This window comes from Nocardia sp. PLKS1-43 (genome assembly GCF_059510335.1).
Window position 1 is genome coordinate 168,077 of record NZ_JCAJZQ010000002.1, and the last position, 14,327, is coordinate 182,403.

The 14,327-nt window shown below is 67.5% G+C and carries 11 protein-coding genes; 7 read left to right on the forward strand and 4 right to left on the reverse strand.

Translation table 11 applies throughout. The annotated features are described in order from the left end of the window. The first annotated feature begins 4 nt into the window (after positions 1–4). The 6 genes from AC5WS7_RS08770 (at position 5) to AC5WS7_RS08795 (ending at position 7,238) form a co-directional block, all read left to right on the forward strand. Entirely contained in the window at positions 5–232 is a 228-nt protein-coding gene (locus AC5WS7_RS08770) for a ferredoxin (protein ID WP_495953909.1), read from the forward strand. A 790-nt stretch (positions 233–1,022) separates the two neighbouring features. Next, on the forward strand, positions 1,023–2,159 hold the full coding sequence (locus tag AC5WS7_RS08775) for a L,D-transpeptidase (RefSeq protein WP_495954509.1): 1,137 nt from the start codon (positions 1,023–1,025) through the stop codon (positions 2,157–2,159). A 194-nt stretch (positions 2,160–2,353) separates the two neighbouring features. After that, positions 2,354–4,507 carry an acyltransferase family protein gene (locus AC5WS7_RS08780; RefSeq protein WP_495953910.1) on the forward strand — a complete coding sequence of 718 codons (2,154 nt, stop codon included), beginning with the start codon at positions 2,354–2,356 and terminating at the stop codon, positions 4,505–4,507. 111 nt (positions 4,508–4,618) lie between these two features. Further along, positions 4,619–5,125: a dihydrofolate reductase gene (locus AC5WS7_RS08785; protein ID WP_495953911.1), complete on the forward strand. Its 507-nt coding sequence runs from the start codon at positions 4,619–4,621 to the stop codon at positions 5,123–5,125. Between the two features lie 274 nt (positions 5,126–5,399). Beyond that, a complete protein-coding gene (locus tag AC5WS7_RS08790; RefSeq protein WP_495953912.1) occupies positions 5,400–6,833 on the forward strand; it encodes an ATP-binding protein in 1,434 nt (477 codons plus the stop codon). Between the two features lie 111 nt (positions 6,834–6,944). Beyond that, positions 6,945–7,238 (forward strand): BREX system ATP-binding domain-containing protein, encoded by a 294-nt coding sequence (locus AC5WS7_RS08795; protein ID WP_495953913.1) that lies wholly within the window; start codon positions 6,945–6,947, stop codon positions 7,236–7,238. A gap of 389 nt (positions 7,239–7,627) precedes the next feature. Here AC5WS7_RS08795 and AC5WS7_RS08800 read toward each other — a convergent pair whose 3' ends face one another. The 4 genes from AC5WS7_RS08800 to AC5WS7_RS08815 form a co-directional block, all read right to left on the reverse strand. Continuing rightward, the gene (locus AC5WS7_RS08800) at positions 7,628–8,680 is read right to left on the reverse strand and encodes a mechanosensitive ion channel family protein (RefSeq protein WP_495953914.1); all 1,053 of its coding nucleotides are present in this window, start codon (positions 8,678–8,680) and stop codon (positions 7,628–7,630) included. A gap of 438 nt (positions 8,681–9,118) precedes the next feature. Beyond that, positions 9,119–11,302 carry an ATP-binding protein gene (locus AC5WS7_RS08805; RefSeq protein ID WP_495953915.1) on the reverse strand — a complete coding sequence of 728 codons (2,184 nt, stop codon included), beginning with the start codon at positions 11,300–11,302 and terminating at the stop codon, positions 9,119–9,121. A gap of 620 nt (positions 11,303–11,922) precedes the next feature. Then, complete coding sequence (locus AC5WS7_RS08810; protein WP_495953916.1) at positions 11,923–12,384, reverse strand: cupin domain-containing protein; 462 nt, start codon at positions 12,382–12,384, stop codon at positions 11,923–11,925. A 9-nt stretch (positions 12,385–12,393) separates the two neighbouring features. Continuing rightward, the gene (locus tag AC5WS7_RS08815) at positions 12,394–13,173 is read right to left on the reverse strand and encodes an alpha/beta fold hydrolase (RefSeq protein WP_495953917.1); all 780 of its coding nucleotides are present in this window, start codon (positions 13,171–13,173) and stop codon (positions 12,394–12,396) included. A gap of 112 nt (positions 13,174–13,285) precedes the next feature. On the opposite strand from AC5WS7_RS08815, the gene AC5WS7_RS08820 reads away from it, so the two are divergent. Next, positions 13,286–13,897, forward strand: a complete 612-nt coding sequence (locus AC5WS7_RS08820; RefSeq protein WP_495953918.1) for a TetR/AcrR family transcriptional regulator — start codon at positions 13,286–13,288, stop codon at positions 13,895–13,897. Positions 13,898–14,327: the final 430 nt, after the last annotated feature.

The window sequence follows — 14,327 nt, forward strand, 5'->3', positions numbered from 1 at the left end:
GCGAATGAGCGAGCAGTGGCGTATCTCGGTGGACCGCGAGACCTGTATCGGCTCGGGCATGTGCACGGGCACGGCCGCGGCGCACTTCACCCTCGTGGACGGCTACTCGAGCCCGGTCGCCGAATGGGCCGATCCGGACGAGAGCATCCTCGATGCCGCGGAATCCTGTCCGGTCGAGGCGATCCTGGTGCGCGCGGCCGGTTCCGGGCAGGTGCTGGCCCCCGAACAGTGAGCGGCGCCGAACGTTCGCCGCGAGATGGCTCGCTGCCCGAGTCCATCGAGGGATACCGGCACGATCGGGCGCGCCCCGGCACATGACCAAGGTCTCGCTGCGCTGTGCGAATCCTGTGAGCGAGAGCCCTTTTCGCCATCGTGCGGCAAGATCGAGTCATGCGAAATTGTGGTAACGATCGCGCCCTGTCCTCGTCGGCCGGGAGCGGACGGGCGCAGAGGCGCGGAGGTGGACGTGGAATACTGACCCGGGCGGGGGCGCGATGAGCCAGACCGGTGATTCCGACCACACCAGTGGTTCGCACCCCGCCCAGGAACCGACCACTACCGACATACCGGCCGCCGCTAACACGGGGATCGGTGAGGACGAACAGAACACCGTGACCGAATCGACCCCCGGCGAACCGACCGAAGCCAATCGATCATCCAGCAAGGACAGCCACCCCGGAACACCACCGGCCGCATCCGAAAACGCTGCCGCACAAGACGATACGAACTCCGCCTCCGATTCCGGCGAGAACACCGCCGATGCCGGGGCCACCACCTCCATTCCGAGCGCCGACGAAGCCGCGACAACCGCGCTCGGTGCCGCGGCGGCACCGAGCGCACCCGGCACGTCCGGCCCCGCCGACGCGCCGACCACGGTCCTGCCGTCGTCGACGCCCGTCGCACCGCCTGCCAAGGTCGGCCCGGCCTCGCCCGGCAGCTCGGTGCCCGGCCCCGGACGCGCGACCTGGCTCCTGATCGCCGCGGCCGTGGTGATCGTCGTGATCGCCGTCGGCGCGGTCTTCCTGGGCCGGTCCGGCAGCGATCACGCCGGGAGCGGCAGCGCCGGCGAGAGCACCACGCCCGCGGTCCCGGCCGCGGCGATCAACGTTCCGGCCGCCGCGAACCCGATCAATCCGAGCGTCCCGATCACCGTTTCGGCGACCGGCGGACACCTCACCTCGGTGACCGCCACCACACCGGACGGCAAACCGCTCGCGGGCACTCTGTCCCCTGACGGGCTGAGCTGGACCAACACCGATTCGCTGGCCTTCTCCAGCGCGTACACCATCACCGCCGACGCGGTGAACTCCGCCGGTGCGCACACCAAGCAGAACTTCACCGTCAAAACGATGTCCACGGACAACATCAGCACCGCCTACGCGAACGTCGTGCCCGCGCCGGATGTGGTCGCCAACACCGGTATCGGTGTCGGACAGCCGATGGTGTTCCAGTTCACCAAGCCGGTGTCCAACAAGGCCGAGGTGCAGAAGCATCTGCACGTCACCGTCACCCCGGCGCAACCCGGCGCCTGGTACTGGGTCGACGACAAGGATGTGCACTACCGCGGCCCGAACTACTGGCTGCCGGGCACCAAGATCCACATCGAGGCCGATGTGGTCGGCCTGGACCTCGGCAACGGCGTACTGGGCGCGGAGAACAACAGCGCCGACTACACCGTGCACGACTCCTGGGTCGCCAAGGCCGACGGCAGCACCGACCAGCTCACCATCTTCCAGAACGGAAAGCAGGTCAACCAGATGCCGATGAGCCTGGGCTCGCCCGGCTTCCCCTCGCACGAAGGGCCGCACGTCATCTCCGACAAGCAGCCCTCGATCGTGATGGACTCGTGCACCTACGGCACCTGCGCGGGACAGCCAGGTTATTACCGCGAGACCGTGGCGCTGGACGAACGCATATCCAACGACGGCGAATTCGTGCACTCCGCGCCGTGGTCGGTCGGGCAGCAGGGCAGCAGCAACGTCTCGCACGGATGCGTGAACCTCTCACCCGACAACGCCCAGTGGTTCTACGACCACTTCGGCATCGGCGACGTCGTGGAGATCACCCATTCCGGCGGTGCCACCCTGCCGGTGTGGGACACCTACGGCGACTGGGAGGTCCCGTGGCAGACCTGGCAGGCCGGTAACGCCAACAGTTAGCGGGTCGTACCCGCCGCCACGGCCGTATCCGGCGGTCGCGGCGGCGGGACGCGTTCGGAATGTCCGGATTGGACCCCCGTTACCGGACGTGATAGGAGAATTCATGTGCCGGATTCCTCGTTGACGCGTTCCGTTTCGCTGCCCCGACCGACATCCGATGCGAATTGCGCACTGGCGCAACGACTTTGCGTCCGATGATGGGAAGGACCGAACAGCCGGTCGAATCCGGCCCGCAGCAGCGCCCGGGCGCCGCCCGGCCAGTGGCCGCGAGCGCGTACCGCCTGGATCTGGACGGTCTGCGTGGTGTGGCCATCGCCCTGGTGGTGCTGTTCCACATCTGGTTCGGGCGGGTGTCCGGTGGGGTGGATATCTTCCTGGTCCTGTCGGGGTACTTCTCCACCGGTCTGCTGGTGCGTCAGATCGAATCCGGCGGCGCTGTACGGGTGTGGTTCACCGTGCGGCGCACGCTGCGCCGGCTGCTCCCGGCACTGGTGGTGGTGCTCGCGGCCGTGGTGCTCGCCGTGGTGACGCTGCGCCCGATCACCCAGTGGGCCGATCTGGCCGATCAGACGCTGGCCTCGGCGTTCTACTACCAGAACTGGCATCTGGCGCTGGCGTCCTCGGACTATCTGGCCGCCGATCCGTCGGTGAGCCCGCTCCAGCATCTGTGGTCGATGTCGGTGCAGGGGCAGTTCTATCTGGCCATCACGCTGTTGCTGGCGGTGGTGGCCTGGTCGCTGCGCAAGCTGGGGCGTCCCGGGTACGTGCGCCCGGCGCTGCTGGTGTTGCTGGGCGCGCTCGCGGTGGCGTCGTTCGGCTATGCGATGGTCGGCGAGAACGCCCACCAGAGCTGGAACTACTACGATTCGTTCGCGCGAGCCTGGGAGCTGCTGGCCGGTGCGTTGCTGGCGATCGCCGCACCGTGGCTGACCCTGCCCCGGATCGTGCGCACCCCGCTCGCGATCGCCGGACTGGTCATCGTGGCGATCTGCGGCGAGCTGGTATTCGGCGCGGGCGTCTTCCCCGGTCCCGCGGCACTGATCCCGGTCGGCGCGGCGGTGGCGCTCATCCTCGCGGGCAACAATCTCGAACCCGCGGCCCGTCCGATACTGCTGCGCTGGCTGGCCACGCGCCCGGCCGTGGAACTGGGCGCGATGGCCTATTCGCTGTACCTGTGGCACTGGCCGCTCCTGATCTTCTACCTCTCCGAACGCGGCAGGCCGACAGCCGGCCCCCTCGGCGGCCTCGGCGTGATCGGGGTGTCGCTGGCGCTCGCGTACACGACCCGGCATCTGGTCGAGGAGCCGCTGCGGATGCGCTCGGCGCGCGCGATCGCCGCCGAACGGACGCAGCGATTCGAGCGATCCCGGACGATGTCCATCCCCGCGATCCTTTCGCGTTTCCGGCGGCCCATCGGCGCGCTGGTCGCGATCATCGGCGTTCTGGGAATCGGCGCTAGCGCCTCCTGGCATCTGGCGATGGGCGCGAACGGACCCAAGCCGCCGGCCTGGCTGGATCCGGCGCGATACCCCGGAGCGGAGGCACTGGCCGCGGGCGCGCCGGTCCCGCAGGCGCGGATGCGGCCCACGGTCCTGGAAGCGCCCGCGGATCTGCCCTATCCGACCACCGACGGCTGCATCGCGGACTGGTCGACCACCGATCTGATCACCTGCGACTACGGCGACCGAAACGCCCAGCGCACCCTCGCGGTAGTCGGCAGCTCGCACGCCGAACACTGGATTCCGGCCCTGCAGATCCTCGGCCAACAGCACGGCTTCCGAGTTCGGGTGATGCTGAAAATGGGCTGCCCGCTGACCGTCTCGGACGACATTTCCTACAAGGGCGAGACGATTCCGGACTGCCGCGACTGGTCCCGTCAGGTGATCGACCGCCTCGGACAGGAACGCCCCGACTGGGTCTTCACCACCGGCACCCGCCCCCTCGACGGCCCCGGCGACGAAACCCCGCAGGACTACCTGGACGTCTGGTCCCAGCTCGCCGACCGCGGCCTCAACGTGGTAGCCATCCGCGACACCCCGTGGCTACGGCACGACGGCATCCGCTACCGCGCCTCGGACTGCCTCGCCGAAGGCGGCGACAGCACCAGCTGCGGCCTCCCCCGCGACTACGCCCTGAACCCGGTGAACCCCGAAGCCGAACCCGCCTCGCGATTCCCCAACGTCTTCCCCCTCGACATGACCGACGCCGTCTGCGCGGCGGACACCTGCCCCGTCTCCGCAGGCAATATCCTCATCTATCACGACGAACATCACCTGACCGCGAATTACTCGCGATCCCTGGCGCCCGCGCTGGGCCGGGCGATGCGACCGATCCTGCAATGGTGGTGAGCGCGCGACCACCAGGACCGGCGCGATTCGCGCTTCACCGGGGTGACCGGCCGGACGATCGACGAGGTAGTGAGCAGAGGTAATCCAGTCGAGCGAAGGTGGTGAGCGCACATGACCGAGAACAGCAAGCGCACGATCGGGCTCATCTGGTCTCAGACCCCCGACCGCGTCATCGGCGCGGACGGCAGCATCCCGTGGCAGATCCCCGAGGACGTGCAGCACTTCCAGGACATCACGAGCGGCCGCACCATCATCATGGGCCGCCGAACCTGGGATGCGCTGCCCGAACAAGCACACGCCCAATCCGGTCGCCGCACGATAGTCATCACCCGCGACCCCGACTGGTTCGCCACCGGCGCCGAACGCGCGGGCTCGGTGGACGAAGCCCTGTCACTGACCGACCCGGACGAGGTCTGGATCCTCGGCGGCGCCGAAATCTTCGCCGCGACAATCGAATTCGCGACCGTCATCGTGGTCACCGAAGTCGATGCCAAGGTCTCCGGCGACGCCTACGCACCGGAGATTCCACCACAGTTCGTCCTGGCCTTCACCACCGGACGCACCCGATCGTCCAACGGCAAGAACAGTTTCCAGTTCCGCAGTTACGCACGGAAATAGGGCTGCGCGACCCGACCGCTCAGCCCGCGGCGACCGGCATCGCAATGGTGACACCGGTCACGCCGCCCCACAATCCGATTCACTGCCAGCGCCGGAACAGCCCTGTAATAACGGCTCGAGGTCAGAATGACGGACCGCTGCACGGATAGGTGACGCCGGACAACGGCGGCTCGTAGATACAGCGGGCTGCACTTGGGGAGTTGGTGCGACCACTAAGATTGGATCTTAGTTAGATCTGATCTAACTAAGATCCAATCTTAGTTCGGAGGTTCCGGTGAATTTCGCAGGCAGACAGGCCGATCTCGACCTGCTCGGGCAGCAATTCGACATCGTTGCCCGAGCAAGGGGCGCAACCCGCGGCCGGGCGGTGATCGTGACCGGCCGCCGACGGGTGGGGAAGTCGCGGCTGGTTCAAGAGTTCTGCGACCGCTCCGGTGCGGCGAACATGGTGTTCCAGGCGACGCGCGGGCGCAATCCGAGTGCGGAGCGTGCTGACTTCATCGCCACCACCGCCTGCTCGTCTCTCGCCGGGGCGGACCTTATCGCCGGAATCCAGGCCGATGACTGGAACCGAACTCTGCGAACATTGGCGATCGCCTTGCCGGATGAAACTCCCAGCGTGGTGGTGATCGATGAGGTGCCGTGGCTGACCGAACAGGACGCGGAGTTCGAGGGCGCACTCCAGACCGTGTGGGACCGGCAACTGTCCGCCAAACCGGTCCTACTCATCCTGGTCGGCAGCGACATCTCCGTCATGGAGGCGCTGCAATCCCGAGACCGGCCGTTCTTCGGACGAGCGACGAAGATGTCGGTCGACCCGCTCCATGTTGCCGATGTGCAAGCCATGACCGGGTTGCCGGACGCCGATGCCATCGACGCCCTGCTCATCACGGGCGGTTTCCCGGAGATCGTGCAGTCGTGGCAGACAGGAATGAGCCGCACCGATTTTCTCCGCGCCTCGACCACCGATCCGTTGTCGCCGCTACTTGTGGCCGGCGAATTGACGCTGCTCGGCGAATTTCCCGAATCCTCCCGCGCGCGTGCGATTCTCGAGGCGATCGGCAGCGGCGAACGTACCTTCAGCACGGTCGCCGCGCAGGCCGGTAGTTCCGGAACCCTTCCCGCGGGAACACTGGCTCCGTTGTTGGAAACCCTTCAGGCCAAACGGATCATCACCGCCGATCTGCCGCTGTCCACCCGTCCCGACCACAAAAACAAGCGCTATCGCATCGCTGACCCGTACCTGCGGTTCTGGCTGGGCCTGTTGCAGCGGACAATTCCGCTCGCGGAACGCGGCCGTCACGACCTGGCCGCGGCTCGCATAGAACGCTCGTGGACCACGTGGCGCGGCCGGGCGGTCGAGCCGCTCATCCGCGATTCACTGCTCCGGCTACTGCCGAACGACAGGTGGCCGGACACAGACGCGGTCGGCGGCTGGTGGAACCGTCAGAACAATCCCGAAGTCGACCTCATCGGCGCGGACACCGCCCCGACGGCGAAGTCCGTGCATTTCGTCGGCTCCGTCAAATGGCTCGAGGACCGTCCGTTCGATCGACACGACTACGAGGCTCTCAGCCGGGCCCTGCTGTCGGTACCCGGCGCCGAGATCGATACCCCGCTCGTCGCGGTATCTCGATCCGGAGTCGGTAACGACCTTCCACTGACAGCACATTGGGGCCCAGAAGATCTCGTCGACGCATGGCGCTGACCGGTACCGAAGTCGATGCCGGTAACGGACGTCCGGTTATCCGGCTACCGGCACCATGGATACAGAGCCCTGAGGTCACCTGCGGAAACCCCGCTGCACAAGCTGGAGCCCGTGTGTCGGCGGCTCACGGAGCGACTCACCACCGCCAGCTCACCGCCGAGCGCCTTCCGGCAAGTAGTCGACGCGTGGTTCTACGCACTGGCGAAGGACGCTCTCGCCGGAGGAGCCACCGAGGACAAGCTGGCCGAGGCCGTCGACCGCCTCATGACCGCCCGGCTGGCCGAAGTCACGGATATCAACCCCGGCAACAAGATCTCGGTCGCCATCGCGTTCGACGTGTCGCCCGGGACCTGCCGGCCACCATCGAGTTCCACGACTCGATGTTCTCCGGGGGTGTGCGAGTAGCGGTCAAGTAGAACCGGTAACCCGCGACCATTCGGCGCAAATTTCGATAGCGATGCCGACCCCTCCGTCGGCCTTCACTCCCCTCCCGCCAAGCGGAACCTATTGATGCACTGCGCTTTCAGCGGTATCCAATGTCCAACGCCTGCTCCGCCTCCGGTTCAGCCATCATGAACATCCTCGATGTGGACAACGTTCTCGTTACGGAGGCAGCAAAGCTTTCGATCCGGCTTCGCCCACCATCCCGGGCGGTTCCGATGACGGCGGCAGCTGACACGATCGAACGTGGAATCAAGTCTGCTCACCGCCGCCGGATCGGATTGCGCGGGCGGGCTCTGGCATCCCGAATGTGTTTCTAGTCTTGGGTTTCCGAACCTGATCGGCGCGGCAGATCACTCGGCCATTGCGTGCGCTCGCTCCACGACGCTCGTCGGCACCTTCGGCAGTGCCTCGGGGTGTTCGCGGCGGAGCCAGGCGAGCAGTTCCTCGCGCACCGCGCAGCGCAGGGTCCACACATCGTCGGCATTGCGGGCGGACATGGAGGCGCGGACCTGGATGCCGAACGGGGTGGTGTCGGTGACCAGGAGGTTCCAGCTGCGGCGGTCCCAATCTTCGCGGGTGTGCAGGTATTTGTGCAGATGTTCGCGCAGCTCGTCCACCGGTGTGCTGGTGTCGAGGTAGAGGAAGACGGTGCCGGTGATCTGCGGGCCGCCCTTGGACCAGTTCTCGTACGGCTTGGAGTTGAAATACGACACCGGCATGGTGAGGCGGCGATCGTCCCAGATCCGGACGGTCAGGAACGACAGGGTGATCTCCTCGACCGTGCCCCACTCCCCCTCGACCACCACGGTGTCGCCGATCTTCACCGAATCGCCGAACGCGATCTGCAGACCTGCCATCAGGTTTCCGAGCGTCGACTGCGCCGCGATACCGGCAACCACACCGATGACACCCGCCGAGGCGAGCAGCGAGGTACCCAATGTCCGCAGGTTCGGGAACAGCAGCAGGATCGCGACGGCGGCGGTGGTGATCGCCAGCATCGTGGTGATGATGCGCCGAACCAATGTCAACTGCGTGTGCAGGCGTCTGACCTTGGCAATGTCCGCCGTGCGTCTGGCGTACTTGTCCAGCGTGTTCTCCGCTACGGCGTCGACAGCGCGCATCACCGACCACGCCGCGGACAGGATGGCCATCGCCGCCAGAATGTTCAGTACGACACCGTCATGGCGCAGGTGGATCTCCGCCAGCGGATAGGTGAAGTGCAGCGTGAAGGTCGCCAGAAATATCTGCAGCGGGAGATGGATACGCCGCAGCATACCGGGCAGTCGGTTCTGTGGATGTCTGTCGGCCGCTCGGGACATCAGGCGGTCGGCCAGAATGCCGATCGAGATGGTAACTGCGAGCGTCACGGCGAAGACCACCAGCGGTCTCAGTACCTCCTCCAAGGTTTTACTCCTTGCGACGACACTTTCAAGGTCCCCCAGCCACGCTACATATCGGGACGAGGCCTCGCATTTACGTTCGAGCCGTGCGGTATTGGGATTCCTCATGACCTGCGCGGGGCGTAGGGCGTGATAGTCCACACACGTTGCGCACCGGTCCCGACTTCGTCGGTAGCGCACGTCTCCCTGCCGCTGTGGGGAGGCACATCGCGATGGACTGGCGAAGTCGCTCACCCGGCGCACGGCTGCAGGGTTCGTCCGGGTGCGCTCGCGGCCGGGCGGCAAGCGCGGACCGGATCTTTCTGCGCCCGATCGTGACGAGCCGGCGAAACCCGTTGCACTGCAGGCGACCCGCGACACCACGCTACGGCCATCGGCGCGGCCGAAGTGTCATCGAGGTGCTCAACAGATATCCGGGTCGAGCGCGCGCCACCGGGACGGTCAACCCGCGGCGACCGGTTCCGTGGTGGCCGAGGGCACTCCACCGGCGTCGATCTCCACCCGGCGGTAGACGTGCGGCTCGACGATGACGATGGTGGCGGCGCAGCCGCGGCCGGGCGGAAGCACCCGGACCGTGACACGTCCCTGTGTCACCGAATCAAGGTACGACACAGCGGTTTCCACGATCACGGCGCGCAACTCGCGGTCTTCGGGGCCCGGTCCGGCGTCGTCGAGCAGGGTCAGTCGCACGCCCCGGGTTCGGGCCGCGCGCGCCGCGCGGACCAGTGCCGGATCGACCAGGCCGGGGGCGCGTAGCCGATCGCGGAGTTCGGCCTCGAGTAAGCGGCATTCGCACACCTGTTGCGGACTGAGTGTGTTACCCGCGGCGAGGAATTCGAGCATCGGGCGCGCTGTTCGGGATAGGTACGCCATCTGACTGCGGCGTTCGCGGCTCTGTGCCGCGGCGCGGGCCTCCGCTCCGGCGTGCCGGGCGAGATCCGCGCGGGCCCCGTGATAGGAGCGCAGCATCGGGCGCATGTAGAGGGTGAACGCGACCGCGGCCAGGACGGTCGCACCGGCCACGGCCGTGCCGTTCAGAGCGGCTCCCGGCGAACCGCCCGCGACTTCATAGGCGGCGCCGGCCGCGAGCAGTGCGGCGCAGGTCGCCACGACCCGGCCCCGGATCGCAAGCAGCGCAAGCACATACGAGTAGGCGACGAGCACCCAGACCGCATGGTGCGCCGCGCGCGGGCCCAGGTTGACGATGAACGCGGCCAGCGGACCCACCGCGACCACCGACCAGGTCGCTGGCGCGGGTAGTGGATCGTCGCGCGGAATCAGCACCACCGCACCGGCCGCGGCGACTAGGCCGAACCCGCTGTAGGCCAGCACCGGATCGCCACTGCGCACATACCCGAGCAACAGCATGCCCACCGCCCAGCACAACAGCGCCATCATCACGAATCCGGACAGGCCCCGCACGCCGATCAGCGCGGGCGGGCGGGGCTCGTGCGGATCGGTGTGGGTCCATCGCAGCGTCACCGTCGTCCCGCCGCCGGGCGACGAATCGATCTCGGCGTTTCCGCCGCGCAGGCAGCGCATCCGCCACAGAATGCTCTGGCGCACCCCCAGCCGTTCCACGCTGACCCGCTCGACGTCGAATCCGGCTCCGTTGTCGACGATGCGCACGACGATTCCGCCTTCGTCCACCACGATCCGCACCACCCTGGCGACCGCGCGCCCGTCGGGGGCGGCATGGCGCAGGCTGTTGCGCGCCGCCTCGCCCAGCGCGCCGGCCAGCGAGGTGGTCACCTCACGCGGAATACGCAGTGCGCGAGCCCGGTTCGCGAGGTCGGTCGTGACGGACAGGCCGTGCTCGGCCGCCTCCGCGCGCAGCACCTCGATCGTCTCGCGCACCTCGTGGGTGTCCTCGACGCGGTGTTCGTGCGGACTGGTGTCGAGTTGGCGCAGGGTGCGCCGGGCCGAGCGCCGCAGCCGCTCGGCGGTGCCGCCGCGAGCGGCATCGAGCAGGGTGGCCAGGACGTTGTCGTGGATCAGCCCGGCGAACCGGGTCCGTTCCCGGTCGGTGGCCTCGGCGCCCGCGGCCACGGTCGCCTGCCGCACCACGATCGCGGTCACGGTGTCCAGTTCGATCGCCGCGGCCAGCAGCCGCGCCGCGGTCCAGGTCAAGAACCCCTGCACGCCCCAGGTGCGCACGAGATCCTCGGCGACGGCGTGGATTCCGGTGCCGCCGGAGACGTATGCGTCGATGACGGCGGCGATCACGCCGGAGACCGCCAGATACACCGGCCACCACCGCCGCCAGGCCAGTACGCCGGCCACCGCGGTCGCCGCCACCAGTGGCGGAATCCAGGTCCCGGACGGGCCGAAACAGTTGTAGTGCCCGGCGATCGGCAAGGTCAGCAGCGCGGCGAGCATCACCACGGCAAGCCATGCCGAAAGCAGGCCGACCGCACGCCCGCCGATCGTCAGCGACGCCACGACCAGCCCGGCGCCGGTGATGAGCAATCCCGCCACCACGGCCGGGGTCCACCACGCCTGCACCATCCGGTCCTGGGAGAAGATCACCTGAAGATGGGTCACCACCCACAGCACCGTGCCCACGCCCGCGGCGAATCCGAGCGCCCGCCGAGCCCGCGCCTCGGCCCGCCCCGCATGAACCATCTCACCCCGAATCAGGAGTCCCCGAACGACAGCGCCCCACTGCCTCGGAATCCATCCCACGCCTCTATCATCGCCCATCAGCCCTCGTCGCCGCACCGGTCACCCGTCCGGACCAGCACGGGACCGCGCGCTCCGCGATGAGAATTCCCCACCAGACGCCCTGCCCCTGTGACCCGACATGAGCCCCGCCTCGGCGAAGTTCGCACGCGCACAACGAATCCCGTACTGCCTGGACCGCTCGTCGGCGACAGCGGCACCCTGGGCGTCCCACATGGGTGAATTCACCGGCACTCGGCAGAATTCCAGCCGATCGAGCAGCTCTCATCGCAATGTCACATACCGATGAGATTTGTTCGCTCCCTTTATATCCCGACGGGACCGCACGCGGTGAACCTGTGCTGGAACCGGCGTCCGCGCTCAACGACAGCTCTATATTGTTGCGGCCCAGCGTCGCTCAGGTCGATGTGCAGGCGGCCGATACCGCCGTGGCGAAGCGACCGCAGGTCGCGGCCACAATCCGTACCGAGGTGAGTCACCGTTTCCAGCCGGCACCGGAGCGAGACATGTTGCGCCGCAGCGGTTCCGGTAACCCGCCGCGGAGCCACCGGCTGCGCCCGGACTCAGTGCTGATTACCCTCCGCCGGTGTGGTCGCATAACGGGCCATCACCTCGACGACGTTCTCCGGCGTCATCGGTTCGCCCGCTTCGATCATGGCGCGCAGATCGCGGAAGTACTGCACATACAGGTCGGGTGTGAAGGTGTTCAGCATGACCGCGGGTTCGTCGAAGGGGTTGGCGAAGGTGTGCGGCGCGCCGGGCGGGACCATGACCAGGGTGCGCGCGGGCACATCGTGGTCGGTCGCGCGGACGGTGAACCGCACCGTGCCCGAGACGACGTAGAACCCCTCGTCGTGGCGGGCGTGGCGATGCTGCGGCGGCCCCTGGGTGTGCGGGGCGACCTCGATCTCGGCGACGCCGAGCCGGTGGTCGGTGGCGCTGCCGTCCTCCAGGATTCGCAGCACGACCGGACCGGTCAGTGCGACCTCGGCGTTGTCCTGTCCGGTGATCAGTACCTCTGTCACGACCTCTACCTACTTTCCGTCGGCGAAGGCCGCGAGGACCGTCACCAGCTGATCGGGGGTTTCCAGCTGCGGCAGATGCCCGGTCTCGGTCAGCAGTTCGTATCGGGCGCCGGGAATGGCGGCGGCGAAGGCCCGACCAACCTCCGGCGGTGCGATCCGATCGCTCACGCCGCTGAGCACCAGAACCGGGACCTTCACCCCGGACAGCCGCTCGGCCAGGGACGGGTCGGTCATCCGCTCGCCGCCGTAGACCTGCAAGGCGACGCGATTCGCGGCCATCGCCTCGAGTTGCCCCGGGCTGAAGGTGGACGGATCGATCCGGAAGGCGTCGGGCCGGTAGTAGCTGTAGTCGGCGATCTCGTCGAGCCCCAGACCGAAGAAGTCCACCGGCGTCACCCCGGGCACCTCGAGCCCGACCGCGCAGACCAGGACCGCGCCGGCGATCCGGTCGCTGCCCTGGGCGGCGATCTCCGCGGTGATCCAGCCGCCGATCGAATTGCCGATCACGGTCACCTCGTTCAGCTCGAGTTCGTCGAGCAGAGCCCGGTAGACCCTGGCCAGGTCGGCGACCGTGGCCACCGCCTCGGGCCGCGGCGTACCACCGAAGCCGGGATGCACCGGGGTAAGCACCCGCACCGACCGCGCCCGGGCATAGCGCTCGGCGAACTCCTGCACCGATTGCGGACCGGCTCCGCCGTGCAACAGCAGATGAACCGGGCCCGAACCGGTTTCGGTCACAGTGACAGGTACCGGTCCGATGCCGGGAACCTGAATGTCGTACTCCGCCATGGCGACTCCTCGTTCGTGAGAGTGAACTCTCATCAAGGTAGACGCACCCGGGTCGTTATGCAAGTCAACTCTCATGAAGAGAGTATGCTCTCGATATCGAACGATTACGGAGGTGAGCGAGGTGGCCCGACAGGCCGAATCCACATCCACCGCGACACGCGGCGGCCGCACGAATCAGAAGGAACGCACCCGCCGCGCGATCCTCGACTCGGCGCGCACCCTCATCGACGCCGGCGGCGAGGTGACCATGCCCGAGGTCGCGCGGACCGCACGGGTCTCCGAGGCCACCGCCTATCGCTACTTCCCCGACCTGGCCACCCTGCTGCGCGAGGCGATGCACGAATCCTGGCCGGGCGCGGAGCAGATCATGACACCGGTCGCCCACATCGCCGATCCGGTCGAACGGGTCGCCCACGCGACGGAATATTTGTTGCGACACATACACACCCACGCCCCGGCGGTGCGCGCGACCATGGCCGCGGCCATCGTCCGCCCGGCCGAAATCCTGCGTCCCGCCTACCGTCTCGGCCTCATCGAAGCCGTTCTCGCCCCGCTCACGGACCTCACTCCTGAGACGCTGACGCAAATGCGTCAGGACCTCGCCGTGGTGATGAGTGCCGAGGCATTCTTCACACTCACCGATCTGTGCGGAATGTCTTCCGAAGCGGCGATCGCAAGCGTAGTATCTACCGCTCGCAGCATCACAGCGGCCCGATTGCGTTGACGCACAGCCGATTCCAGAAGCAAAGTCCCTGTTCACGAAGCCGCGGCGGTGCGCGGCATCCCGCTCGCGGCCGGCCGTTCGGGCGCGAATGTCCACGCCTCTGAACACCGGATCCGGACTCGGCCGCCATTCCGGCGAAATGCGCTTGCTGACAGGATGCCGATCCCTCGGCCGGCGCAGAAGACCGTTTCCCGGATCGGCCCTCCACTATGCGGTTCGAACCGCACCGCGCCATCGACACCTCTGATAGCCTGCCGGTAGCCGATGTCCGGAATGCGGCCTTGGCCGTACTCGGATAGCTTGTCGGCCAACACAACTCAACGCGGCGGCCTACAGTCGGATCGGATGCTCAATGGCATTCGCAAAGATGCGTCCGGGCCCTCACTTGGCTAGTTTCGGACTGAACCACCACCCGCTCGTGGTGCGGTTC

Excerpts from the sequence above, each read along its gene's own strand:
- AC5WS7_RS08770 (WP_495953909.1), top strand. The coding sequence starts at position 5 with ATGAGCGAGCAGTGGCGTATCTCGGTGGACCGCGAGACCTGTATCGGC.
- AC5WS7_RS08780 (WP_495953910.1), top strand. The coding sequence starts at position 2,354 with ATGATGGGAAGGACCGAACAGCCGGTCGAATCCGGCCCGCAGCAGCGC.
- AC5WS7_RS08785 (WP_495953911.1), top strand. The coding sequence starts at position 4,619 with ATGACCGAGAACAGCAAGCGCACGATCGGGCTCATCTGGTCTCAGACC.
- AC5WS7_RS08805 (WP_495953915.1), bottom strand. The coding sequence starts at position 11,302 with ATGGTTCATGCGGGGCGGGCCGAGGCGCGGGCTCGGCGGGCGCTCGGA.
- AC5WS7_RS08815 (WP_495953917.1), bottom strand. The coding sequence starts at position 13,173 with ATGGCGGAGTACGACATTCAGGTTCCCGGCATCGGACCGGTACCTGTC.